Raw genomic sequence first — 23,141 nt, 5'->3', positions numbered from 1 at the left:
CCGTGACTTATTGCGTGATCGAGGCGTTGTTGAAGCTGCCGATCTGTTGGAAGTTGGCCATGTTGTTGCTTCCATCCTGAAGCACCGCGACCTGGTTGGAGTTGCCGCTCTGCTTGCCTTTGATGGTGTTGCCCGAGCCGCCGGACGTTGCGTTGTCCTGTTTGAACGCAAAGACGTTGCCGTCACCGCTCACGACATGGGTGATCGCGTTGCCCACGCCATATTGCTCCATCAGGCCTGCGGTCAGCCCCAGCGCACCCGCTGCGCCTGCAGTAAACCCGTTTGCGCCACCGTTGAAACTGCCGGTAATGGCAAGATCGGCGGTGTTGCTGGTGCCGTTCTGTTTCAGCCCGACGTTGTTTCCGGTGCCCGTGATCGCCGCCAGCAACAATTTGTTCGAGGTGCCGACCTGATGGACGCCCAGCTCGTTTGAATCGCCGGTGATCGAGATCCCCGTCGCCTGGTTGTCATGACCGTCCTGGAAGAACCCGAACTGGTTTGAATTCGCCGTCACGGTCATGCCGATCTGGTTGCTGGTTCCAAGCTGAATCGACGTACTGGCCAAAGCACCCGCGGCTTCGGCTGCACCGCCCGAAGTGAACCCGGCGTTGCCATTGAAATCACCGTTGAAGGACAGATTGGCAGTGTTGTCCGAGCCGTTCTGCAGCGCATCATTGACCCGGTTTGTCCGGCCATTCTCGGTGATGTCCATCGTGTTGGCATAGCCAATCTGGCTGGCCGAGGTCACCGTGTTCGTTCCGCCGTTCTGAAAGATGGTCATCAGGTTCTGCGCATCACCGCTTGCCCCGGTAAACTCTTGCCTGGCGGTCGAGATGCGGTTGCTGTTGCCACCTTGCTGCGTCAGCGACAGGGTGTTCATCACCGCCGTTGATGCGACTGCGCTTGTCTGCTCGACGGTGCCAATGATTCCGTAATTCCGAAGTTGCCGGATCGTCGCCGAGTTCGCAGTGCCTGCAAGGCCGTCTTCCGAGGTCTGAAGAACGGTGTTCACCCCGTTGCGAAAGCCGTCCTGTTTGGAATCCAGGACGTTGCGCGATCCGGTCTGGATAACCGCGCCGCCCAGGCCGTTCGAGGTGACGCCAATCCGGTTGCCGCTGCCTGTGGACCCGTCATTCGACTGGAGAATGGTGAGAATGTTGTTGTCACCATTCTGGGTCACATCCTGTGAACTACGCCCGGCCTGGTTGAAACTACCACCTGCCTGATCGATCTGGGCCGAGTTGTTCGCGCCGTTCTGGTCCAGATAGGCGTTGTTGCTGTCGGCATTGGCCGCTGACAGGCTTGCAAGCAGCGCGGTGGACCCGAGCAGCGTACGCTTCAAAAGATTCATGGCATCCTCCTGATCAAATTTAAAAAAGTCGATGCGGCTTGCCACAGCGCAAAGACAGAATTTTCGGGTGGCCGAACAGCAAAGTTCGGCCGCTAAATGCGATAAACATTAATTTTATCCGCAATCTGTGCGGGTCTAGATCGTTAGAATGTGACCACGACAGTGAGGCAAACCAACGCCCTCCCAATGATTAAACTACCCAGTCAAACTTTTACTATTTGAATTCAATTTAGGCAAACATTTTCCAAAATACCGCCGCATTCTCGGCTGAACGCCGTAAATTCGCCGTAGAATTGAAAACAATCGCGGCAAGATCGCATGATTTGTTCTAGATCGCTGAAAACAGTGGTATTTTTCTTCGCAAAACTTCGCGGTCATCTGGCCGGTGGCCTGCGGAAGCGCCGTAGAAACCGCTAAACAGGCTGTTAATAAACACAATTTCTGGTGAAAGAAGTTAACGGAATTACCGCAATGGTTGTATTATGAATTTTACTTTCTCCCTATGCGATAAATTTTAAAAGAGATTCTAAAAAGATCGAATCAACTGAAGGGCTCGCACCATCAATGAAGCCCGATTCGCGCAACGTATTTGGATTCACTCGCAAAACCGCACCAATTAGGGCCTGGACCGCCCGAACGTGGTCACTCTGGCATTTGCCGGCGCCCTGGCGCGTGGCGTCTGTGCCACATAGGCGACGTCATATTCGTTCATCACCCAGAGAGGCTTTAAAAACGCCTTGGATTTGTGTGACTTTGCCCGCGCACGCACAGGCGGAGGGCTCCTCCGAAATCCACCAGCAACCGAGGTAACCAGACATGTTTCCAAACCACGCCAAATCGGCGCTGACGCAGATCGCGGTCTGGTCGCTGCTGATCTCGGCAGCTCCCATGGCTACCGCTCAGGATCTGGTCTACACGCCGGTGAACCCGTCCTTCGGCGGCAACCCTCTCAACTCAACCCACCTTTTGTCCATCGCCAACGCGCAGCGGCAGGCCACAGCCCGCGACGCCAACAGCGGCGACACCTCGGGCACGGTCGATCCTGACACCGGCTCATCCAACGCAGACCTGTTCGTGCGGCAGTTGGAGGGGCGGCTTCTGTCGGCCCTGGCGGGACAGGTGACCGATGCGATCTTTGGCGACACGCCACAGTCAAACGGATTGGTGACATTCGGCACCACGACGGTCCAGTTCGACCGCAGCCTTACGGAAATCCGCCTGGTCATCACCGACAATCTTGACGGAACAGTCACCGAGATCGTGGTTCCACAACTTGTCGTGTCGGATTGAACGCATTCGGATTGAACATTTTCTGTCGGCACTCTGAGACCGACGACATAAGAGGCAACTTTATGACAGCCTATATAAAGAGAAAGGCTCTGGGCGTCGCGCTACTTGCCTTTACACTTGCAGGATGCACCGAGCCGGTGTCGAATTTCTACTCCAGCGATTTCGTGGCAACGGTCGGTGATCTTACCCCACAGAACCGGGCCCTGCGGGCCATGCCCGCACCGCGCAAGCCGGTGATCATTTCCGTGTATGATTTTCCTGACCTGACCGGCCAGTATAAAGAGATGGAAAACACCCAATCGCTGTCACGTGCCGTGACGCAAGGGGGCGCGCAGATGCTGATCAACGCGCTTCAGGATGCGGGAGAACGGCGCTGGTTCACGGTTCTTGATCGCTCGGACCTCGAATCGCTCATTCGCGAACGCCAGATCGTGACGGAAATGCGGCGTCAGTATCGTGACGAGGCCAAGATCAACCCTGCCGCTCTTTCGCCACTCGCCCATGCGGGGATCATCATTCAGGGCGGTATCACCGGATATGACAGTAATACCCTGACCGGCGGGGCCGGTGCGCGCTATCTTGGAATTGGCGCCAACAGCAAATGGAAACTTGACGTCGTGACGGTCAGCATGCGCGCGGTCGCGACCAACACCGGCGAAGTTCTGGCCAGCGTTGTCGTGCGCAAGCCGATTGCATCCTACGGGACGCAGGGCGGTATCTTTACCTATATCGCGCTTGACGAACTGCTCGAAGTCGAAGGTGGCCGCGCGACCAACGAACCACGCCAGTTGGCAGTGCAGCAGGCAATCGAAAAGGCCGTGATGAGCCTGGTCGCCGAAGGCGCCGAGATCGGCATCTGGTCTTTTGCCGACAAGGCGGCTGGTGCGCGTTTCGTCGCTGGCTATCGCAACCAGCTTTATAATGGGAAGATACCCGCAAATGCAGGCGGCCCCGTGCGGTTGCTGCGCCGTGATCCGGCACAGGTCGTAACCACACGCCCGGCACGGCGGCCCAGCCGCCCCGCCACGGTCAGCCGGGTATTGGCGCCCGCGCCGTCACAGCCGAAACGCGCCCCCTCCCCGCCACCTCCGGCAGCGGAAGGCGAAACAGTTGGTTAACTATTCTGGTATTGTCTCTGAATAGCCCGAATTCCGCCAACCCCATGACATGAGACCATTCAAGACTGAAAGCCGGGCGCCAAGCCCGGCTTTTTCATTCTGGAGGATCCCACATGTGCATTTCGGAAGCACGCACGACCATAGCCCGCTCTTTTGCGGCCCTGGCCCTCGCCGTTGCGCTGGTTCCGGCCGCTGCTGTTGCCAGTCCGCTGGACAACACTCTGGTGATCCTGGGCGATCCACCTGAAAACGTCCTTACTATCACGCAAACCGGAACGTTAAACCGCGCCGTGCTTCAGTTTGACAGCCCCACGTCTCTGGTCGCCGCAGACCGCTGGTATAACGATGTGCCGCTGCTCGCCGGGTTGGCCCCCGGCCAGATCAGCCAGCAAGGAACGGCAAACGATCTGTTTTTCAATGTGACCGGATCAGACAATCTGTTTGCGGCCAATCAATCCGGCTATGGCAACCGGATATCGGCGACAGTGAACGGAACATTCAACCAGACCGCGATCTATCAGGCCGGAAACCGCAATACCGCCGTGGTCAGCCAGACCGGCACCCGCAATTCTGTGGCAATCTCCCAATACTCATGGTAATGTCGGGCAAAGTCATAAGGTATGTTTGCAATGTACAGTTCAGGAATTTTCTCCAAATCGGCCCGTAGCTGCGCAGGTGCAGTTCTGTTTATTCTGGCAGGATCCTCTGCATTTGCTGGCGACGGAAACGTGATCTATCTGCTGCAAGACAGCGGGGCGAATCCGGTCGTTGGCAACAAGATTACAATCGATCAGAGTGATGCCAGTGACTCTCTTGTCGCCGGATCTCTTGATGGGCTTGCTCCTGCCTCGCAGTTGGGTGATGGCAATGAGGCCACAATTACGATTGCCGGAGGCCGGGGAACCGTCCTGTTGAACCAGGATTCGTCAACGTCATCTCTGCCGAGTGGAAATACGGGCACCATAAACCTGAACGGGTTTCTTGGTCAGGCCTTCCTGACGCAGGTGGGCGGTGATAATTCCGGTATCCTGTCCGTAACCGGCGAGAATGCCTTTGCATCCCTTGAACAACGCGGCGATGGCAACGAAGGAACCGTAACCGTGAACGGCAACGGGGCGAGCGGCCGACTGGTCCAGAATGGCGATAGCAATACCTATACATTGTTGGTGGAAGGCGCAGATACCACCGCCACCTATACACAGGTTGGCAGTGGGTTTACCGCAGCAGCAACCGGTGCCAGCGTGCGGTCCAACGGTGGGACTGTGTTTATTACGCAATACAGATAGCAATGAACGCAGATTGGATCAGGTGATGCGCGTTCCAGCCCTTTTTGCGCTCTTGGCTGCCGCAGCCATTTCGGCGCCGTCGGACACATTCGCAGACAGCACAAGCGCGGCAGGACGCATCGATCTGGTCAAGACCGCAGGCGGCGTTCGGATATCCGGGCAGGTCGTTGGCCATCAGAACGGCCATGTGTCCGCAACCCTTGAAATCAGCAAATCCGACAAGGCAGGGTCTACGCGGTTGCGCCAACGCGGGGAATTTGATGTAACCCCAGGGTCAACAGATACAGTGGGCAGGTCCGAACTTTCGGTCAAATCCGGCGGGACAGTCGCCGTCGATCTCGTGCTGGTGGATGCGTCCGGCACCGAGACCCGCTATAGCAAAAGTATCACCGTAGAATAATTCCTCAGGAACGACACTTTATGATGCCAATTTCGAGATTCGCCATCGCCGCTGCTGCTGCGTTTACCTTGTTTTCCTCCTCCGCGATCGCACAATCAGAGAATGACTTTGTCGCCGCCTTCTCGGGGCAATGGTTCGTATTCGATTCTGCGTTTTTCGGAAGGTGCCGCAAACTGTACCGTGGTGCTGGATGCCAAATCCGACGGGACGGCGGGCGCGGTAACGGCCGCCGGATGCACCGCGCCGCTGTCGACGGCCAGCGGCTGGTTGATCGATGCCGGTCAGATCATTCTGAACGAATCGGACGGCTCTGTCGTGACGGCCCTTGGTGGCAACCAGCGACGGATCACCGGGTCGCTCAACGCTTCCGGTGACGGACTTGTTCTTGAACGCGCCGAGGGCGACGGGGCAAACGCCGAACTTTCCGCCGCGCTGAGCCGGCATCGCTGCTATTTCGTCGGGTTCAGCCAGGACTGCGCAAAGCCAGATCAGCTCGCGCGGCCAGAGATGTCTGAGGGCAACGGAACATTCGCCGTGGTGGACGTGCTGGTCAATCTTAACGTCCGCGCGCAACCGCGTCATGATGCGCCCAGCCTTGGATCAATCCCCGCAGACACGTCGGTGCGTGTCAACTATTGCCTGCAGGCCTCTGACGGCATTTGGTGCCGCGCAACATTCGGGGACCAGGAAGGTTGGCTTGCCAAAACGGTGGTCCGTCAGGATGAATGGCCGATCGTGACATATGTGCCGGGAACACTCGGGGCTGAGTGATCTGTCAGGCAGCACGATCCGGGCGGATGCCGGAAATGGCCTGCACCAGATTGTCTTCGGTCACCTCTTCCGCCGTGAATTCGCGGATCACTTCGCCGTGGAACATGGCCACGATGCGGTCTGACACACGCAGCACCTCGGGCATTTCCGAGCTGATGACGATCACGCCATAACCCTGCGCGGCCAATTCGCGGATCAGATTGTGGATCTCGGATTTCGACCCGACATCAATGCCCCGGGTCGGTTCATCGACGATAAGCACCTTTGGGTGCATCGACAGCCATTTACCGATCACGATCTTTTGCTGGTTTCCCCCCGACAGATTGCCGGCCTGCTGGCGCCAGCCCGGCGTCTTGATCTCAAGCATGTCATGGTATTTGTCGAAAATTTCGTTCTCGGCAGCGGCAGACACGAACGGCCCGTTCCCCAATGACGCAATCTGCGGCAGGGTCATGTTGTCGCGGCAGTTCATGCCCAACACCAACCCCTGCCCCTTGCGATCTTCGGGCACCAGGGAAATGCCATGGCCGATGGCATCACCGGGTGAATCGATCTGCACCTCTTTCCCGTCAAGCAATATCGTGCCGGCCGTCGGGGTGCGCAGACCAAACAGGGTTTCGGCGATTTCGGTGCGCCCGGCACCGACCAACCCGTAAAACCCCACCACTTCGCCTGTACGCACCTGAAAACTGACGTTCTGAAACAGATCACCGCAGGACAAACCGCGTACTTCCAATGCGACCCCACCCAATTCGTTGGGAATGATCGGGTGGCTGAGATCAAGACTGCGCCCGATCATCAATTGGGTCACTTCGTCCTCGTCGGTGTCTTTCGTCACCAGAGATCCGCGATAGCTGCCATCGCGCAACACGCTGATCTTGTCGGAAATGGTAAAAATCTCATCCATACGGTGCGAGATATAAACCACCCCGACCCCCCGGTCGCGCAGATCGTTGATAATGTCGAACAGCACAACCTTTTCCGCGTCGGTCAGCGATGCCGTCGGTTCATCGAAAATCACCGCCTTGGCATCCACGGTCAGCGCGCGGGCAATTTCGACCATCTGTTTGTTGGCGATGGAAAGATCCCCCACCCGTTTGCGCGCATCAAAGCCACATTTCAGGCGCCCCAGAATTTCGTTGGTCTGGGCATAGAGCGTGTCCCAATCAACCCGCCCGAAGCTTTTGCAGGGCAAATGCCCAAGATAGATATTTTCCGCCGCCGAAAGTTCATCCGCAAGGCTGAGTTCCTGATGGATAAACACGACGCCCTTGGATTTCGCATCCAGGGGCGACCCCATGGTCACCTCTTTTTCTTCGATGAAAATACGGCCCTCGTTGGGTTGGTGAATGCCGCCCAGCACCTTCATCAAGGTGGATTTTCCGGCACCGTTTTCCCCCAGCAGGGCGTGAACCTCGCCGGGCATCACCTCGAACGATACACCGTCAAGGGCGCGCACACCGGGGAATGTCTTGACGATCCCTTCAAGGCGCAATGCAGGTTTCTGATCGCTCATATCTTCAACTCCTCTTTGCCCTTGCGGTTCAACTGCTTATCCAGAAACAGCACGGCGATCAGAATCAGGCCGATGACCAGATTGACCATAGCGGTATCCGCGCCGATATGGCCCAGCCCCTTGCGCAACAGTTGAATCGCGATCACCCCGCCAAAGGTTGAAATGATCGACCCGGACCCACCCGAAAGCTTGGTTCCCCCCAGAACCACCGCCGTGATGACCCAAAGTTCATAAAGCGTGCCGTCATTGGGGTTTACCGACCCGCTGGCCGAATAAAAGACAACGGAACTGAGCGCGGTCAGAAAGCCGACGATCACGAAATTCCACACCATATGCGGGCCGACACGGATGCCCGCGTTCACCGCCGCTTCGCGGTTGTCACCAATGGCATAGGCGTTTCGCCCATGCACCGTGCGCGTCATCAACAGCCATATGACAAGGGTGCAGACCACAAAGATCAGCGTTGGCATTTCAATGCCCAGAACATCGGCCTCGGCCATGTCCACCAATGTCCAGTTCAGGTGCGATGTGGGGTTTTCGCCGTTATACATGAACACCAGACCGCGAAAGCCCAGCATCGACCCCAGCGTCACGATAAAGGCATCAACCCCGGTTTTCCACACGATCAACCCGTTGATCAGGCCCAGGATCATGCCGGTGCCAAGGGCCAGCACCCATGCAATCGGGATCACCCAATCGCCAAGGCCGGCAAAGATCGGCCATGTCATGCTGTCCAGCATGACCACGGCGCACAGGGCAAAGGTGGCCCCGACGCTCAGGTCGATGTTGCCGTTGATCATCACGATGGTCATGCCAAGGGCGATAATCCCGATGGGGGCCGATTGTTTGAACAACAACAGCATGTTGTCCCAATCCATGAACGCCTTGTCCGACAGGGACAGAAATTCGCCCGCAATGCTGAAAAAGACCAGTTCAAGCAGGATGAAACCCCAGATCGCGCCGTTTTGGATGTATTTTGACATTATGCTCTCCCGTTCACGCGATGGATGACCAAAGGCGCCCGCGCTTGGCCGCGATATCCAGCCAGACAGCAAGGATGATGATGACCCAGGTGACGACATACTGAACATAGAATTCCAACCCGACGAGCAGCAGCCCGTTCTGGATGAACCCAAGGATCAGCACCCCGATGACCGTTTTGAAAATCGTTCCCGACCCGCCCAAAAGCGAGGCGCCACCAAGGATCACCGCCGCCAGAACATCCAGTTCCATCCCCTGCCCTACGGTGTTTTGACTGCCCAATGAACGGCTTGCCTGAATAAGGCCAGCTATGGCCACGCAGAATGACGAAATCAGATAACACATGAAAACGATGCGCGCGCGCGGGATGCCCGAAAACGTGGCCGCTGTGCCGTTGCCGCCCACGGCATAAACCTTGCGCCCGAACGGCGTGCGTGCCAAAATGATCGCCAGAACCGCCGCCACCAGGGCAAAGATCAGGACAGGCACCGGGATGCCCAGGGCGGTGCCGCGTCCGAACACCCCGAACCAGGTGTCGGCCTTGTCGGCGATATCCATGTTTTTACCGCCCGAATAGGTCAGGGTCAGCCCGTGGATCGCCGATAACATGCCAAGGGTCACGATCAGTGAGTTGAGTTTGAGATAGCCAACCAGAAACCCGATAAATGCCCCCAGCAGCAGCGTCATCGCAAACATTGCCGGAATGGCCAATGTCGGGCCGAGTTTGTCGTGCAGGTCAAGCACCACGATGGTGGAAAACGACATCATTGACCCCACCGACAGATCCAGATTGCCGCTGATGACCACAAAGGTCACACCCAGCGCCATAACCCCCAGAATCGCGGATGAGCGGACCACGCCCATGATGTTGTCGATCCCCAGAAAGCGGCTGTTCGCAATCGCAAAACCGATCATGAAAAGCACGAATGCAACCAGAATACCCTGACGCGCCAAAAACGTGCCGATGGCCTTTTTGTCGATCTTGTCCATTGTTTTCCTCCTCCCGTTGATGTGCGCAAGTCTCACACCAAGGTCATACCTCCGTCGATCATGACGATCTGCCCGGTCATGTAGTCGCTGTCGGGTGATGCCAGAAACGTCGTCGTGCCCGTCACGTCGCCCGGTTGTGCCACGCGGCCCCGCAGGATGTCGGCGGCGAATTCCTCCATCGCCTGGCCGGGGCGGTCCGCGGCGCCGATCGCCATCAGGTCGCGATCCACCTCTTCCCACATTTCCGTGGCCACCACGCCGGGGGCAAAACCTGTTACGGTGATGTTATGGGGCGCCAGATCGCGGGCGCCAGATTGCGTCAGCGATACAACGGCCCATTTCGATGCACAGTAAGGCGCGACATTGCCAAACCCCTGCCTGCTGGCAATCGAGGCGGTATTGATGATTTTACCCCCCGTGCCCTGCACGATCATCTGCCGGGCGGCCTCCTGCATTCCGATCATGACGCCCAGACCGTTGATATCCATGATAAAGTGCCAGTTGTCTTCGGTCACATCCATGAAATTCATCGGCTTGTTCACACCGGCATTGTTGAATTTCACGTCCAGTTTGCCAAAGGCATCGGCGGTTTTGGCGATCATCGCGCGCACCTGATCGCGCTGTGTCACATCCACCGCACAATCCAGAATTCTGCCGCCTGATTTTTCCGCCAGCGCGGCGTTCGCCTGCGCCACCGACGCGGCCTTTGCGCCGTTCAGATCGGCAAAACAAACATCCGCGCCCTCGGCCAGCAACGCCTCGCCGATGGCGCGACCGATGCCTTGCGCGGCCCCTGTCACGATGCAGGATCGCCCCGTTACTCGCCCCATGAAACCACCTCCCGTTTCGGTCAATCCTTGAAAACGCGGGCCGCCCGTTTCCGGCCGGCCCGCATCCGGGAGGAACGCCTAGAAGACAGGCTTGGTGTAATCGCCCATGTTGTCCTGGGTGATTTTCGGCGTATCGAAATAGTTCAGGAACGGCACATCCTTGCCCCCCAGAATGTCGAGGGCGGTTTTCAACGCCGCCTCGGCATCATCCACCGGCGATTGATAGATCGACCCCCAGTATTCGCCCTTGCCCATTGCCTCGTATCCCACCGCGAAATTGGTGGCCCCGACAAAGGTAATGTCACCGGCGCGCCCGGCCGCTTTGGCAGCGTTCAGCGCGCCAACGCCCATGTTGTCATCCCCGGCATAAACACCGTCAATGTCGTCGTATTTCACCAGGAACGCTTCCATCACCTGCTGTGATTTTTCGCGGTTCCAGTCGCCGGGCTGGGTTTCGACCAGGGTGACATCGGGGCAGACCTCGGGCAGGCGATCCTCGAAACCCTTGGCGCGTTCAATGGCCGTGGTGTACCCGGGCTGACCGGAAATCTGTACCACGCGGGCCTCTTTGTCGGTGCCCAGTGCCTTGAACCGGTCACACATGATTTCAGCCGCGCGTGACCCCTGGGTGATGTTGTCCGGCCCCGAGAACGACGCCACAAACGGAAAACCCGCCTCGGCGATGTTCGAATTCGTCACAACAACCGGGATGCCTGCCTTGTGCGCCTCGCGCACTGCGGGAATCACCGCCTCGCCATTGGTGGGCCAGATAACGATGGCGTCCACTTCCTGCTGGATCAGATCCTGCATCTGCGCGATCTGCCGGGCCACATCGCCGCCCGCGTCCAGCACCACCGCCTCAACGTCGGGGTTGGCCTCTGCGGCGGCGATGAACGCCTTTTCATATGTGGTCTGATAGCTGTCAACGCCCACATTGTTCTGTGTGATGCCGATCTTATAGGTTTCGGCCATGGCCGCCCCTGCCCCCGTAAATGCGGCCAATGCAGTGGTTCCGGCGATCAGTGCCTTGAGTGTCGTTGTCATCCGTATTTCCTCCCAGAAAATCAAAGCGCGGTTGCGGGCCGGTCCGTTCGGACCTGAATGCAGTCGCAACCTGCTGTGGCGATCCTTGCAAATCCGCACCCTTCGCCATCTTCAAATTTTGTCCATAATGAACATTAATTTGTCCACTACGGATTTCTTGCGCATAGTCCCTTCCAATCAATCTGAACATTTTAAGGGGGCACCATGGGCGATTCCACAAATGCCGGGCGCAGAAACACGAACAGAAAGGGAGGAGCCGGGTTGAAAATGCAAGATATCCAAAATGGTCGTCCTGCTGTTGGTGCCGTATCCTCAGATACGCTGCTGCGCGTCACCGCCTTTCTCGAAGACCTCAACGGCGAGCTGGAAACCGCGCTTGGCACCACCTCGCCCAATCCTTATCTCAACATGGCCGCCTTTCTGATGCGCTGTCATCTTGAGGGCAAAACCGTTACCGCCTCGACCCTTGCGGGTGCTGCGGGCGTTCCTTATGCAACCGCGCGCCGCAAGATGGAAGAGATGCTGGCCAATGGCAGCATCGAACAACGGCCCCGCACAAAGACCGGCAAAACCTTTTCCCTGCATCCCAGTCACAGCCTGCAAGAAAGCTGGACAGGCTTTGCCGATCGTATCCTGCGGCTGGCGCAGAAAAATCTGGCCGTCACCGACCGCGACAGCGCCCCCGACGATTATTATTTCGGCGGCAGCTATATGACGAGCCGGTCCATCACCGCGCCCCAGGTCTTGCCCGAACCCTTGGCCCTGTCCGGCGGGCTGCGCATTCTGGTCCATGGCGACCCGACGTTCATGGTGATGGAGAACCTGAAACGCCAGTTTGAACAGGTGGTCGGCACCAAGATCAAACAGCGCGCCTTTTCCATCGACCGGTTGCGCGAAGAAATCCTGCACAACGCCGAACGCCCCAGCAGCCGCTACGATATTATCGCGGTCGATCTGCCATGGATGGGTGAACTGGTTGAAAAGAAGGTGCTGTTGCCCCTTGGCGATGTTCTGGATGTCGAACGGCTGGACCCGTCCGATTTTCACACCGCCGGCTGGAAGGCCACCCATTGGGGCGGGCGCCCTTATGGCGTGCCAAGCCAGACAACCCCCGAACTCTTGTTTTATCGCAAGGATTGGTTTGCCAATGCCGGGCTGACGCCGCCCCGCACGACGCAGGATGTGCTTGATGCCGCGCGGGCGCTGCACAATCCGGCGCGGGAATGTTTCGGGATTACATGGAATGCCGCGCGTGGCACCGCGCTGGGGCATCAGTTCATGATGGCCTGTGCGGATTTTGGCCAACCAATGCTCAATCTTGATCCGATCGCCGGTGGCTTTGACGCCGACGTGGCACAGCGCAAGGATCTGGTGCCCACCATCGACACGCCTCTGGCGCTGGATGCGGCGGAGTACCTCAAGGAACTGCTGGCGTTTTCCCCGCCTGACATCCTGTCGATGTCGTGGTTCGAACGGGTCCGCCCCTATGCCGCTGGCAAAGTTGCGATGGCCTATGGTTATACCCTGCTGGCCCCGTATTTCGAGCTTGATCCAACCTCACCGGCCTATGATCAGACCGGTTATCTGCCTCACCCTCACGGACCCGCCGGGCGGCCGCTGGCAACGGTGGGCGGGTATGCGTTGGGCATTCCGGCAAACCTGCACGAATCCCGGCGCGCGGCGACGGCAGAGGCGTTGATTTCGTTCACCTCTGCCGAGGCGCAAAAGCTGTATGTGCAAAACGGCAGCCGCACCGCGCCCCGCTATTCCGTGGGCGCCGACCCAGAGGTCCGCCGCCTTTCCAGCGTGTTTGAGGCCGTGGATGGCATGTCATGGCGCGACGAATTGCAATTCTGGCCGCGCCCGCCGGTGCCGCAGATTTCCGAGATCATCCGCATCTGCGGTGAAGAAATGCACGACATGCTGCGCGGCATATGCACCCCGCGCGAGGCGCTGAAACAGGCCCAGGCCCGCGCCGAAACCGAAATGAAAACCTGACGCTCCAAGGAGGAAACCATGGACCCGAACCGCCTCAAAGGTAAAAATATCCTGATCACCGGTGCTGCACGGGGGATGGGTGCGGCCAATGCCGAAACCTTTGCCCAGCAAGGGGCCAACATCTGTATTGGCGATCTGGATCTGGATGAGGCGCAGAAGGTCGCCGACAAGGTCAATGCAGCCGGCAACGGACGTGCAATCGCGGTGAAAATGGACGTGACCAAACGCGCCGACAACGCCGCCGCCGTGGCCGCCACGGTTGATGCCTTTGGGTCGATCAACGTGGGCGTGTTCAACGCGGGCCTGAACAAACCCCGGTTCTTCATGGATATCGATGAGGACAACTGGGACATGATCATGAACGTCAACACCAAGGCGATGTGGCTGGGCATGCAGGAAACCGCCCGCCAGATGATTGCCCAGGGCCCGATGGAGGATCACCCTTACAAGCTGATCAATGTCGGGTCTATCGCGTCGCGCAAACCGCTGGTGGATGTGACGGTCTATTGCACGTCGAAATACGGCTGCCTTGCCCTCACCCATTGCGGGGCAGTGGCGTTGGGCGAACATAACATCACCGTCAACGGCTATGCCCCCGGCGTGGTCGTGACACCCCTGTGGGAGCAGCTGGACAAGGATCTGGTTGAAATCGGGTTCAAGGAAAAGGCCGGACAGGCCTATGAGGATATTTCCCAAAACGAACTGGTCATCAAACGGGTGTCCTACCCCAAGGACATCGTCGGAACGGCGTCATTCCTTGCCAGCGATGACAGCGATTACATGACCGGCCAGATGATCCACATTGATGGCGGCTGGTGCATCCAGTAACGCCGATCACCCCTAATGAATTGAAATAACGGGCCAAACTCTGTGCCCGAAGGAGGAACCATGTCACGCGCCCTGATGCCCAACCTGTTGACGCCCCAAGACCTTGAACCGAACTGGCGCTGGGAAGGCCGCCTGCCCGCCTGGGGGCACACCTCGGTGGATTTTGAACGCCGGATCGACCACGACCGTCTGCGCCGTTACCGTCTTGCCCGCACCCGTCAGGCGCTACAGGCGTCGGGGGCCGGCACGTTGCTTTTGTTTGATGTGAACAATATCCGCTATGTCAGCGCCACCAAGATCGGCGAGTGGGAGCGGGACAAGATGTGCCGTTTCTGCCTGCTGACCGGCGATGATGCGCCCTATGTCTGGGATTTCGGCTCGGCTGCGATGCACCACAAGAAATTCTCGGATTGGCTGGTGCCTGATCATTGCCGCGCCGGTGTTGTGGGCATGCGCGGCACCATCCCGCCCGAATTTGGCCTGATGAAAAAATACGCCAAGGAAATTGCCGGGCTGATCCGCGATGCGGGCATGGGCGATATGCCTGTGGGGCTGGATTATGCCGAAACCGCCATGTTCCACGCCCTGAAAGAGGAAGGCCTGAACGTCGTCGATGGTCAGCAGATCATGCTGGCCGCCCGCGAGATCAAGAACTGGGACGAAATTCAGCTTTTGACTCAGGCCGCGTCCATGGTCGATGGCGTTTACCATATGATCTATGAAGAGCTGAAACCCGGCATCCGCGAAAACGATATTGTCGCCCTGTCCAACAAGATGCTCTATGAAATGGGCAGCGACGATGTGGAGGCGATCAATGCCATTTCGGGCGAACGCTGCAACCCGCATCCGCACAATTTCACCGACCGGTATTTCCGACCCGGGGATCAGGCGTTCTTTGACATTCTTCAGTCATATCAGGGGTATCGCACCTGTTATTACCGCACGTTCAACATTGGCCGATCAACGCCTGCGCAAAACGATGCCTATGTGAAAGCCCGCGAATGGATCGATGCGTCGATCGCCATGATCAAACCCGGCGTCAGCACCGATAAGGTGGCCTCTGTCTGGCCCAAGGCCGAAGAGTTCGGCTTCCCGGACGAGGATTCAGCCTTCGGTCTGCAATTCGGTCACGGCCTTGGCTTGGCGCTCCATGAACGCCCGATCATCAGCCGCGCGATCAGTCTGGATCACCCGATGGAAATTCAGACGGGCATGGTTTTCGCGCTGGAAACCTATTGCCCGGCTGCTGACGGATATTCCGCCGCGCGGATCGAAGAAGAGGTCGTCGTGACCGAAACCGGTTGCGAGGTGATCAGCCTGTTCCCCGCCGAGGAACTGCCGATCGCCAACCGTTATTGATCTGTCTGCCCCGGCATCGCGCCGGGGCCGCCCCCTTTTCGAAAGATCACCCCATGAGCGCCGCCAAGACCAAATCAAACACCGAAGATTACCTGCGCATGTACACCCAGATGGTGCGCATCCGCGCCTTTGAGGACAACGCAAATCAGCTTTACCTGTCGGCCAAGATGCCCGGGCTGACCCATATGTATTCAGGGCAGGAGGCGGTGGCCGTCGGCATCTGCGAGGCGCTGACGCCGGACGACAAAATCACCTCGACCCACCGGGGCCACGGGCATTGTGTGGCCAAGGGCGCCGAATTCAAGGCGATGTTCTGCGAACTTCTGGGCAAGGAAGAGGGGTATTGCCGGGGCAAGGGTGGTTCGATGCACATTGCCGATCAATCCAACGGCAACCTTGGGGCCAATGCCATCGTTGGCGGCTCCATGGGCATTGCCACGGGCGCGGCGCTGTCGGCCAAACGTTTGGGCAAGGATGATGTGACCGTCTGTTTCTTTGGCGACGGCGCAACGGCGCAGGGGCTGTGGTATGAGGTGATGAACATGGCGGCGCTTTGGCATCTGCCGATCATCTATGCCTGTGAAAACAACGGATATTCCGAATACACCCGCACCGATGAAATCGCCGCCGGTTCCCTGACCGCCCGCGCCGAGGCCTTTGGGATTGAAGCGTTCAAGGTGGATGGTCAGGATGTTCTGGCGGTGAACGATCTGGCGCAGAAACTGGTCGCGCGCTGCCGCAAGGGCGAAGGTCCGTTTTTTATCGAACTGGAAACCTATCGGTATCATGGCCACCATGTGGGCGACATCAACCGCGAATATTACCGGCCCAAGGCCGAAGAGGCTGACTGGAAATCCACCCGCGACCCGATTGATAATTTCGGCGCATGGCTGAGCGCGGAAGGCGTCGCCTCGGACGATGACCTGAGCGCGATCCGCGATGAGGTGACAGCCGACGCAAAAGCCGCCGTCGCCTATGCGCTTGACGCAAAATACCCCGGCCAAGGCGAAGTCACCATGCATGTGTTCAAGGAGGCATCGTAATGCGCCAGATCACCCTGTCAAAAGCGGTCAACGAGGCGATCGCCGAAGAAATGCGCCGCGATCCGACTGTTTTCCTGCTGGGCGAAGATGTCGCCGAGGCAGGCACCCCGTTCAAGGTCTTGTCGGGGCTTGTCGAAGAATTCGGCACCGAACGGATCATCGACACACCCATTGCCGAACCCGGTTTCATGGGCATCGCCGTGGGCGCCGCCATGACCGGCAGCCGCCCCATTGTCGATCTGATGTTCGGCGATTTCCTGTTTCTGATCATGGATCAGCTTTGCAATCAGGCGGCCAAGACCCATTACATGTCTGGTGGCAAGATGAGCGCGCCTTTGGTGTTGCGCACCAATATGGGCGCCACCCGTCGTTCGGCGGCGCAGCATTCGCAATCGCTCCACGCGCTGGTGGCGCATATTCCGGGGTTGAAGGTTGCCATGCCCTCATCCGCCTATGAGGCGAAGGGCCTGATGAAAACCGCGATCCGCGACAACAATCCGGTGGTCATCTTCGAAGACAAACTGATGTATAACGACAAGGCCGACGTGCCAGAAGAGGAATATCTGATCCCCTTCGGCGTGGCCAATATCAAACGCGAAGGCCGTGATATCACCCTGATCGCCACGTCATCCATGGTGCAGGTGGCCGAAGAGGCCGCGCGCATCCTTGAGGGCGAAGGCATCAGCGCCGAGGTGATCGACCCACGCACCATTGTGCCCCTGGACGAAGAAACCCTGCTGGCATCAGTGCGCAAGACCAGCCGCGCGATGGTGATTGACGAGGGGCATCAAAGCTATGGCATCACCGGCGAAATCGCCAGCCGCCTGACCGAAAAGGCGTTTTATCATCTGGATGCGCCGGTGGTGCGGATGGGGGCCATGGATGTGCCGGTTCCGTTTTCCCCCGCGCTTGAGGATATCACCGTTCCGACACCCGAAACGGTGGCAGACATGGCGCGCAAGCTCTGTTCAGGGGAGATGATCCATGCCGCATGAGGTGATCATGCCCGCCCTTGGCATGGCGCAGGACACCGGCAAGATCGTCAGTTGGCTGGTCAAGCCGGGCGAGGAGGTGAAAACCGGTGATGCCCTGTTCGAGGTCGAAACCGACAAGGCGGTGGTCGAGGTCGAAGCGCCGGGCGCCGGGTTTCTGACCCACGTCAAGGCCGACGCAGGCGAAGATGTACCGGTGGGAAATGTCATCGCCATGATCTCGGAAACTGCGGATGCCAGCGACGATGGCCCCGCGCCTGCCGCCGACACACCCGCCGCCCCGGTCCCATCCGAGGTCAGCGCCGCGCCTGCCGAAAAAACACCTCCCAAGCCTGCCGCGCCCAAACCGCAGGCGGCGACAGGGCAGCGCATCCTTGCCTCGCCCAAGCTGCGCCGTGTGGCGTTGGAACGTGGGCTGGAGTTGAAAACACTGGTGGCCGCCGGGCATGCACAGCCCTTTCACATGTCCGATCTGGGGGCGCTGGAACAGCTTTCGCGCGCTGCACCCGCCGCTGCGCATCCGCTGCATATCTCGGCCAAAGTTCCCATCGAAGGTTCAGAGGATTTCATCGACTGGATGAACGGGCAAGACGAGGGCGCCATCACCCCAGCCACCCTTTGGGTCAGCTTTGTCAGCGCCGCCTTGCGGCAAGCTGACATGGCGCAGGATGACATCACCATTCAGTTTGCCCCGGTTCATGGCAATCCCAAACGCTTTGTGAACCCGGATCTGGCCCCGGCGGCGACCACGGGCGAAACCGGTGACACCCCCAGCCTGATTCTGCGCGACCTGACAGATTGCGCCATCACCGGGCTGCAACTGACCGCGACACAGGCACCGACCCTGAGCGTGGCGCGCGATGGTGCCGATTATACCCTGTCGCTGGATTTTACCGATGGGCAGATGTCCCAAACGGCAGCATTGGCCCTGATCGCCGGCTTTGCCGACAGGTTGACCGATCCGCTGCATCACCTTTTGTAAGAAACCCCGGAGCGTCCGATGAAACATACCGATCTTTATATCAACGGCGCATGGTGCGCGGGTGACAGCAACGACCGTTTCGATGTCATCAATCCGGCCACGGAACAGGTTATCGCCTCGGTGGCCTCTGCCGATATTGCCGATGCCGATGCCGCGCTTGATGCCGCTGCGGCCGCGATGAAAGACTGGGCCGCGCGCACCCCACGGGCGCGATCCGAAGTGTTGCGCAAGGCGTGGGAACTGATGGTCGCACAGTTGGATGATTTCGCCCGCCTGATCACGCTGGAAAACGGCAAGGCCCGGGCCGATGCACTGGGCGAGGCAACCTATGCCGCCGAATTTTTCCGCTGGTTCGCGGAAGAGGCCGTGCGCGCCGATGGGATGATTTCCCACGCCCCCGCATCTGGCGCGCGGATCATCGTGCAACACAAACCCGCCGGTCTTGCCGTGCTGGTGACGCCCTGGAATTACCCCGCCGCCATGGGCACCCGCAAAATCGCCCCCGCCCTGGCCGCCGGGTGCGCGGTAATCATCAAACCCGCCTCGGAAACACCGCTGACCATGCTGGCGCTGATGCCGCTGCTGGAACAGGCGGGCGTGCCAAAGGGGTTGGTGAATGTCCTGCCTTCGCGCAAGACGGGCGCATTGGTCGATCATATGCTGCACGATCCGCGCGTGCGCGTGGTCAGCTTTACCGGCTCCACCGGCGTGGGGCGCAAACTGCTGCATTCCGCCGCCGATCAGGTTTTGAAACCGGCGATGGAGCTGGGCGGAAACGCGCCCCTGATCGTGTTTGAAGACGCCGATCTGGATGTCGCGGTCGAGGGGGCCATGCTGGCCAAGATGCGCAATCTGGGCGAAGCCTGCACTGCCGCGAACCGGTTTTACGTTCACCGGGATGTGGCCGAGGCCTTTACCGCCAAATTTGTCGCGGCGATGGGCGCGCTTGAAATGGGCAACGGGTTAAACGATGGCGTTGATGTCGGCCCGCTGGTCAACGCCGACACCCGCGACAAGGTGGCCGGTTTTGTCCGCGATGCCGTCGCCAAGGGCGCAAAGATCGAACTGGGCGGCGAGGTGCCCGAGGGCACTGGGTTTTTCTATCCGCCGACGGTGCTGTCCAACGTGCCGGAAACCGCCGATTGTGTGCGCGATGAAATTTTTGGCCCCGTTGCGGCCATTCAGACATTCACCGATCAGGACGATGTGATCGCCCGGGCCAATGATACCGAATACGGGCTGGTCGCCTATGTGTTTTCGGAAAACATGAAACGCGCCCTGCAAGTGTGCGAGCGGCTGGAATACGGGATGGTTGGGTTGAACCGGGGGTTGGTGTCTGATCCGGCGGCGCCGTTCGGGGGTGTCAAACAATCGGGGCTGGGCCGTGAGGGCGGGCATGAGGGCATGCTTGAATTCATGGAAACCCAATATATTTCAGCAAGCTGGTGAGGTGAGATCATGAGCATCAAAGCCTCTCCTTCCGTGCGCAAATACGCTGCCGACAATGGCGTTGATCTGGACGCGCTTGCAAATTCGACGGGACGCGAAACATTGGGCCGCGAAGACATCGACCAACAGATCAGCGGCGCCATGGCACCCGGCCGCGATCACCGGCAGTATTGGGAGGTTGACCACGCCGCCTTCGGCCCTGTCGCAACGGAAGAGATGCCGCGCATCGCGCAGGTCGCCCTACGTAACCTTGCGGCGGCAAATGCCACGATCCCACAGGTCACGCATCATGACCGGGCCGATACAGCGGCGGTCGAGGCTTTTCGCAAGCGCCTGAAACCCCGCGCGCAGGCCCGTGGCACCAAACTGACCGCGCTGGCGTTTCATGTCAAAACCCTTGGCCGATGCCTGTTGAACCACCCGAAATTCAACGCCTCGCTTTCGGGGGATGAACAAACGGTGATTTACAAGAAATACGTTCATATCGGCATCGCGGTGGATACGCCCCATGGGTTGATGGTGCCGGTTGTTCGCGATGTCGATCAAAAGGGGCTGTGGCAAATCGCGGGCGAAATTGCCGATCTGGCGGCCCGTGCAAAGGCGCGCAAGATCAAACCCGACGAGATGGGCGGCGCGTCAATGTCGATCTCCAACCTTGGCGGGATCGGCGGAACGGCGTTTACCCCCCTTGTCAATCCGCCCGAAGTGGCCATTCTCGGGATCACCCGAACAGAGGTTGTTCCCCACTGGGATGGTAAAATCTGGCAACCCCTGCCGATGGTGCCCCTTGATCTGTCCTATGACCATCGCCTGATCAACGGTGCAGATGCGGCGCGTTTTCTGGCGGATTACTGCCAGTTGTTCGCTGACCCTCGCAGGCTCTTGCGCGAGCAATTGGTTGGGTGCGGCGTGGCGTAGGGTGCATTTGGCAAGGTTGACGCATATAAGATGACGCATTATATGTCATTTCATATGGAGTTTGCGATATGACCATCATGGATTATCAATCGGGCGGCGTTTTCCTGCCCGAACGCATTGCCGCCGCGCTGTTGACCACGCGCGATGAAATCGCCCGCACTGTCGGGCTTGGCCGCGATGCCGTGTCGCGGCGCGAACGGGTGAATTCCCCCAAAACCCAGCGGCGCCTGCGCGAGATGGTGGAAATCGTCAATCTGGTTACCCCGCGGTTTGGCACCGCTGCCGTGGCCTATGCGTGGTATCGTTCCGAACCCCTTGCCGGGTTTGACGGGTTGACGGCGATGGATCTTGTTCAGGATGGCCACGCTGATTGGGTGCGCGATTATATCGCCGCCGTGGATGCCGGCGTTTTCGCCTGAGCCTTTGGATTTCAAAGGTTCCCTGTTTCGCGCCCTGCATCCGCGTTATGCGCGCACGCCCCTGTCAGGCGAAGGCGCGCGGCTTTATGGCGGGCGGTTCAACGCGCGGGGGCGGGCGGCGCTGTATCTGACCCAGGATTTCGCCACCCTGCGCCATGAAATTGCCCAAGGGGGCAGTTTTCAACCCTCGACCATCATTGAAATCGAAGCCGACATTCGCGGGTTGTTTAACGCCTGCGATGGGACTTTGCTGGCCACATACGGGATGAATGCCGCCGGGCTGGCCGATCCGGCGTGGCGGCTGAAGATGCAGCAGGGCAAACCGGTGCCGACGCAGGATCTGGCCGACGCTTTGATCGCGGCGGGCCATTGCGGCATGGTGGTGCCCAGTTTTGCCCGTGGTGCGCAAATCGGGGGGCATAATATCGTGCTGTGGCATTGGGGCGACACCGGCGATGCCCGGTTGCGGGTCATCGACGATGACGGGCGCATTTCCTGACGATTACGCCGCCCCGCTCAGCCTGTCGCCCGAGGTGGTATCAAAAAGATGCACCGGCCCGTCGGTTAAAATCGCACCCACTTTGTCGCCCTCGGTATAGGTCGGGCGTTCGCGGCTGACCACGGTGAGGGGCGCTCCGGCACGATCTGCCGCGACATAGGTTTCCGATCCTGTGGGCTCCAGGCTGGTGATTGTGACGGGGATTCCCGTATTTTCCCCGGCCACAAGGCGGATATCCTCGGGACGTTTGCCGATTGTTATCTCGCGCCCCGCCTCGGCCCCATCCGGCACCGACAGGCCCGTATCGGTGCCATCTTCCAGCTTCAGCGTCGGCCCGTCCACCACAGCAGGCAACAGGTTCATCGAGGGTGAGCCGATGAATTGCGCCACAAACAGGTTCACCGGCTGATCGAACAGCTCAAGCGGCGTACCGACCTGTTCAATCACGCCCGCCTGCATCACCACGATCCGATCGGCCATGGTCATCGCTTCGATCTGGTCATGGGTGACATAAACCATGGTGGTGCCAAGGCGGCGATGTAACGCCTTGATTTCACTTCGCATCTGCACGCGCAACTTGGCATCGAGGTTGGACAGGGGTTCGTCGAACAGAAACACTGCCGGGTCGCGCACGATCGAACGCCCCATCGCCACCCTCTGGCGTTGCCCACCCGAAAGCTGCCGGGGCTTGCGATCAAGCAGCGGCACCAGATCGAGAATCTCGGCGGCGCGCTGAACCGCCTTGGCCTTTTCTTCCTTGCCCGCCCCGGCCAGCGTCATGGAAAACGCCATGTTTTCCGCGACCGTCATATGCGGATAGAGCGCGTAATTCTGGAACACCATCGAGATATCGCGCTGTTTCGGGGGCAGCGTGTTGACCACCCGGTCGCCAATGGAAATGGTGCCGCCGGAAATAGCCTCAAGCCCCGCGATCATGCGCAGCAGAGTGGATTTCCCACAGCCGGACGGGCCGACCAGAACAACAAATTCACCATCCGCGATGGCCACGTCGATGCCGTGAATAACCTTGGTCGTGCCATAATGTTTGACCAGATTTTCGATACAAACGTCTGCCAA

General features: G+C 59.0%; 23 protein-coding genes. 16 read left to right on the top strand and 7 right to left on the bottom strand.

Annotation, left to right across the window (positions count from 1 at the left end; translation table 11 throughout):
* Positions 1-7: 7 nt before the first annotated feature.
* Entirely contained in the window at positions 8-1,396 is a 1,389-nt protein-coding gene (locus AC0L7P_RS20535) for a hypothetical protein (protein ID WP_473435979.1), read from the bottom strand.
* 771 nt (positions 1,397-2,167) lie between these two features.
* On the opposite strand from AC0L7P_RS20535, the gene AC0L7P_RS20530 reads away from it, so the two are divergent.
* The 6 genes from AC0L7P_RS20530 to AC0L7P_RS20505 all read left to right on the top strand — a co-directional run bounded on the left by AC0L7P_RS20530 (position 2,168) and on the right by AC0L7P_RS20505 (position 6,216).
* Positions 2,168-2,641: a curli assembly protein CsgF gene (locus tag AC0L7P_RS20530; protein WP_473435978.1), complete on the top strand. Its 474-nt coding sequence runs from the start codon at positions 2,168-2,170 to the stop codon at positions 2,639-2,641.
* 62 nt (positions 2,642-2,703) lie between these two features.
* Positions 2,704-3,759, top strand: coding sequence for a CsgG/HfaB family protein (locus AC0L7P_RS20525; RefSeq protein ID WP_473435977.1), 1,056 nt, complete (start codon positions 2,704-2,706; stop codon positions 3,757-3,759).
* Positions 3,760-3,872: 113 nt separating this feature from the next.
* Positions 3,873-4,358 (top strand): hypothetical protein, encoded by a 486-nt coding sequence (locus tag AC0L7P_RS20520; protein WP_473435976.1) that lies wholly within the window; start codon positions 3,873-3,875, stop codon positions 4,356-4,358.
* A gap of 30 nt (positions 4,359-4,388) precedes the next feature.
* Positions 4,389-5,045: a hypothetical protein gene (locus tag AC0L7P_RS20515; RefSeq protein WP_473435975.1), complete on the top strand. Its 657-nt coding sequence runs from the start codon at positions 4,389-4,391 to the stop codon at positions 5,043-5,045.
* 22 nt (positions 5,046-5,067) lie between these two features.
* Positions 5,068-5,445, top strand: coding sequence for a curli-like amyloid fiber formation chaperone CsgH (gene csgH, locus AC0L7P_RS20510; RefSeq protein ID WP_473436233.1), 378 nt, complete (start codon positions 5,068-5,070; stop codon positions 5,443-5,445).
* Between the two features lie 108 nt (positions 5,446-5,553).
* Positions 5,554-6,216: an SH3 domain-containing protein gene (locus AC0L7P_RS20505; protein WP_473435974.1), complete on the top strand. Its 663-nt coding sequence runs from the start codon at positions 5,554-5,556 to the stop codon at positions 6,214-6,216.
* A 4-nt stretch (positions 6,217-6,220) separates the two neighbouring features.
* Here AC0L7P_RS20505 and AC0L7P_RS20500 read toward each other — a convergent pair whose 3' ends face one another.
* The 5 genes from AC0L7P_RS20500 to AC0L7P_RS20480 form a co-directional block, all read right to left on the bottom strand.
* Positions 6,221-7,732: a sugar ABC transporter ATP-binding protein gene (locus AC0L7P_RS20500; protein ID WP_473435973.1), complete on the bottom strand. Its 1,512-nt coding sequence runs from the start codon at positions 7,730-7,732 to the stop codon at positions 6,221-6,223.
* On the bottom strand, positions 7,729-8,715 hold the full coding sequence (locus tag AC0L7P_RS20495) for an ABC transporter permease (protein ID WP_473435972.1): 987 nt from the start codon (positions 8,713-8,715) through the stop codon (positions 7,729-7,731). Before AC0L7P_RS20495 ends, AC0L7P_RS20500 begins: the two co-directional genes overlap by 4 nt.
* A gap of 13 nt (positions 8,716-8,728) precedes the next feature.
* Entirely contained in the window at positions 8,729-9,703 is a 975-nt protein-coding gene (locus AC0L7P_RS20490) for an ABC transporter permease (RefSeq protein WP_473435971.1), read from the bottom strand.
* 32 nt (positions 9,704-9,735) lie between these two features.
* Positions 9,736-10,533, bottom strand: coding sequence for an SDR family oxidoreductase (locus AC0L7P_RS20485; protein ID WP_473435970.1), 798 nt, complete (start codon positions 10,531-10,533; stop codon positions 9,736-9,738).
* Positions 10,534-10,611: 78 nt separating this feature from the next.
* Positions 10,612-11,577: a sugar ABC transporter substrate-binding protein gene (locus AC0L7P_RS20480; RefSeq protein WP_473435969.1), complete on the bottom strand. Its 966-nt coding sequence runs from the start codon at positions 11,575-11,577 to the stop codon at positions 10,612-10,614.
* A gap of 267 nt (positions 11,578-11,844) precedes the next feature.
* Between AC0L7P_RS20480 and AC0L7P_RS20475 the strand changes: the two genes are divergently transcribed.
* The 10 genes from AC0L7P_RS20475 to AC0L7P_RS20430 all read left to right on the top strand — a co-directional run bounded on the left by AC0L7P_RS20475 (position 11,845) and on the right by AC0L7P_RS20430 (position 22,064).
* Positions 11,845-13,575: an ABC transporter substrate-binding protein gene (locus tag AC0L7P_RS20475; protein ID WP_473435968.1), complete on the top strand. Its 1,731-nt coding sequence runs from the start codon at positions 11,845-11,847 to the stop codon at positions 13,573-13,575.
* A gap of 18 nt (positions 13,576-13,593) precedes the next feature.
* Positions 13,594-14,403 carry an SDR family NAD(P)-dependent oxidoreductase gene (locus tag AC0L7P_RS20470; RefSeq protein ID WP_473435967.1) on the top strand — a complete coding sequence of 270 codons (810 nt, stop codon included), beginning with the start codon at positions 13,594-13,596 and terminating at the stop codon, positions 14,401-14,403.
* Positions 14,404-14,463: 60 nt separating this feature from the next.
* Positions 14,464-15,762, top strand: a complete 1,299-nt coding sequence (locus AC0L7P_RS20465) for a M24 family metallopeptidase (RefSeq protein WP_473435966.1) — start codon at positions 14,464-14,466, stop codon at positions 15,760-15,762.
* Between the two features lie 53 nt (positions 15,763-15,815).
* Positions 15,816-16,805, top strand: coding sequence for a thiamine pyrophosphate-dependent dehydrogenase E1 component subunit alpha (locus AC0L7P_RS20460; protein WP_473435965.1), 990 nt, complete (start codon positions 15,816-15,818; stop codon positions 16,803-16,805).
* Positions 16,805-17,800: an alpha-ketoacid dehydrogenase subunit beta gene (locus AC0L7P_RS20455; protein ID WP_473435964.1), complete on the top strand. Its 996-nt coding sequence runs from the start codon at positions 16,805-16,807 to the stop codon at positions 17,798-17,800. Before AC0L7P_RS20460 ends, AC0L7P_RS20455 begins: the two co-directional genes overlap by 1 nt.
* Complete coding sequence (locus AC0L7P_RS20450) at positions 17,790-18,779, top strand: biotin/lipoyl-containing protein (protein WP_473435963.1); 990 nt, start codon at positions 17,790-17,792, stop codon at positions 18,777-18,779. The genes AC0L7P_RS20455 and AC0L7P_RS20450 overlap by 11 nt, the downstream gene beginning before the upstream one ends.
* Before the next feature lie 18 nt (positions 18,780-18,797).
* Complete coding sequence (locus tag AC0L7P_RS20445; RefSeq protein ID WP_473435962.1) at positions 18,798-20,228, top strand: NAD-dependent succinate-semialdehyde dehydrogenase; 1,431 nt, start codon at positions 18,798-18,800, stop codon at positions 20,226-20,228.
* Positions 20,229-20,237: 9 nt separating this feature from the next.
* Complete coding sequence (locus AC0L7P_RS20440) at positions 20,238-21,146, top strand: 2-oxo acid dehydrogenase subunit E2 (protein WP_473435961.1); 909 nt, start codon at positions 20,238-20,240, stop codon at positions 21,144-21,146.
* A gap of 68 nt (positions 21,147-21,214) precedes the next feature.
* Entirely contained in the window at positions 21,215-21,565 is a 351-nt protein-coding gene (locus AC0L7P_RS20435) for an antitoxin Xre/MbcA/ParS toxin-binding domain-containing protein (RefSeq protein ID WP_473435960.1), read from the top strand.
* Between the two features lie 4 nt (positions 21,566-21,569).
* On the top strand, positions 21,570-22,064 hold the full coding sequence (locus AC0L7P_RS20430; protein WP_473435959.1) for an RES family NAD+ phosphorylase: 495 nt from the start codon (positions 21,570-21,572) through the stop codon (positions 22,062-22,064).
* A gap of 3 nt (positions 22,065-22,067) precedes the next feature.
* Here the strand turns inward: AC0L7P_RS20430 and AC0L7P_RS20425 are convergent, their stop codons facing one another.
* Entirely contained in the window at positions 22,068-23,141 is a 1,074-nt protein-coding gene (locus AC0L7P_RS20425; protein WP_473435958.1) for an ABC transporter ATP-binding protein, read from the bottom strand.

It is taken from the genome of Oceaniglobus sp. K40-3 (genome assembly GCF_055808395.1).
Note: the sequence above shows the minus strand (reverse complement) of the source record. Positions and strands in the feature narration are given on the sequence as shown.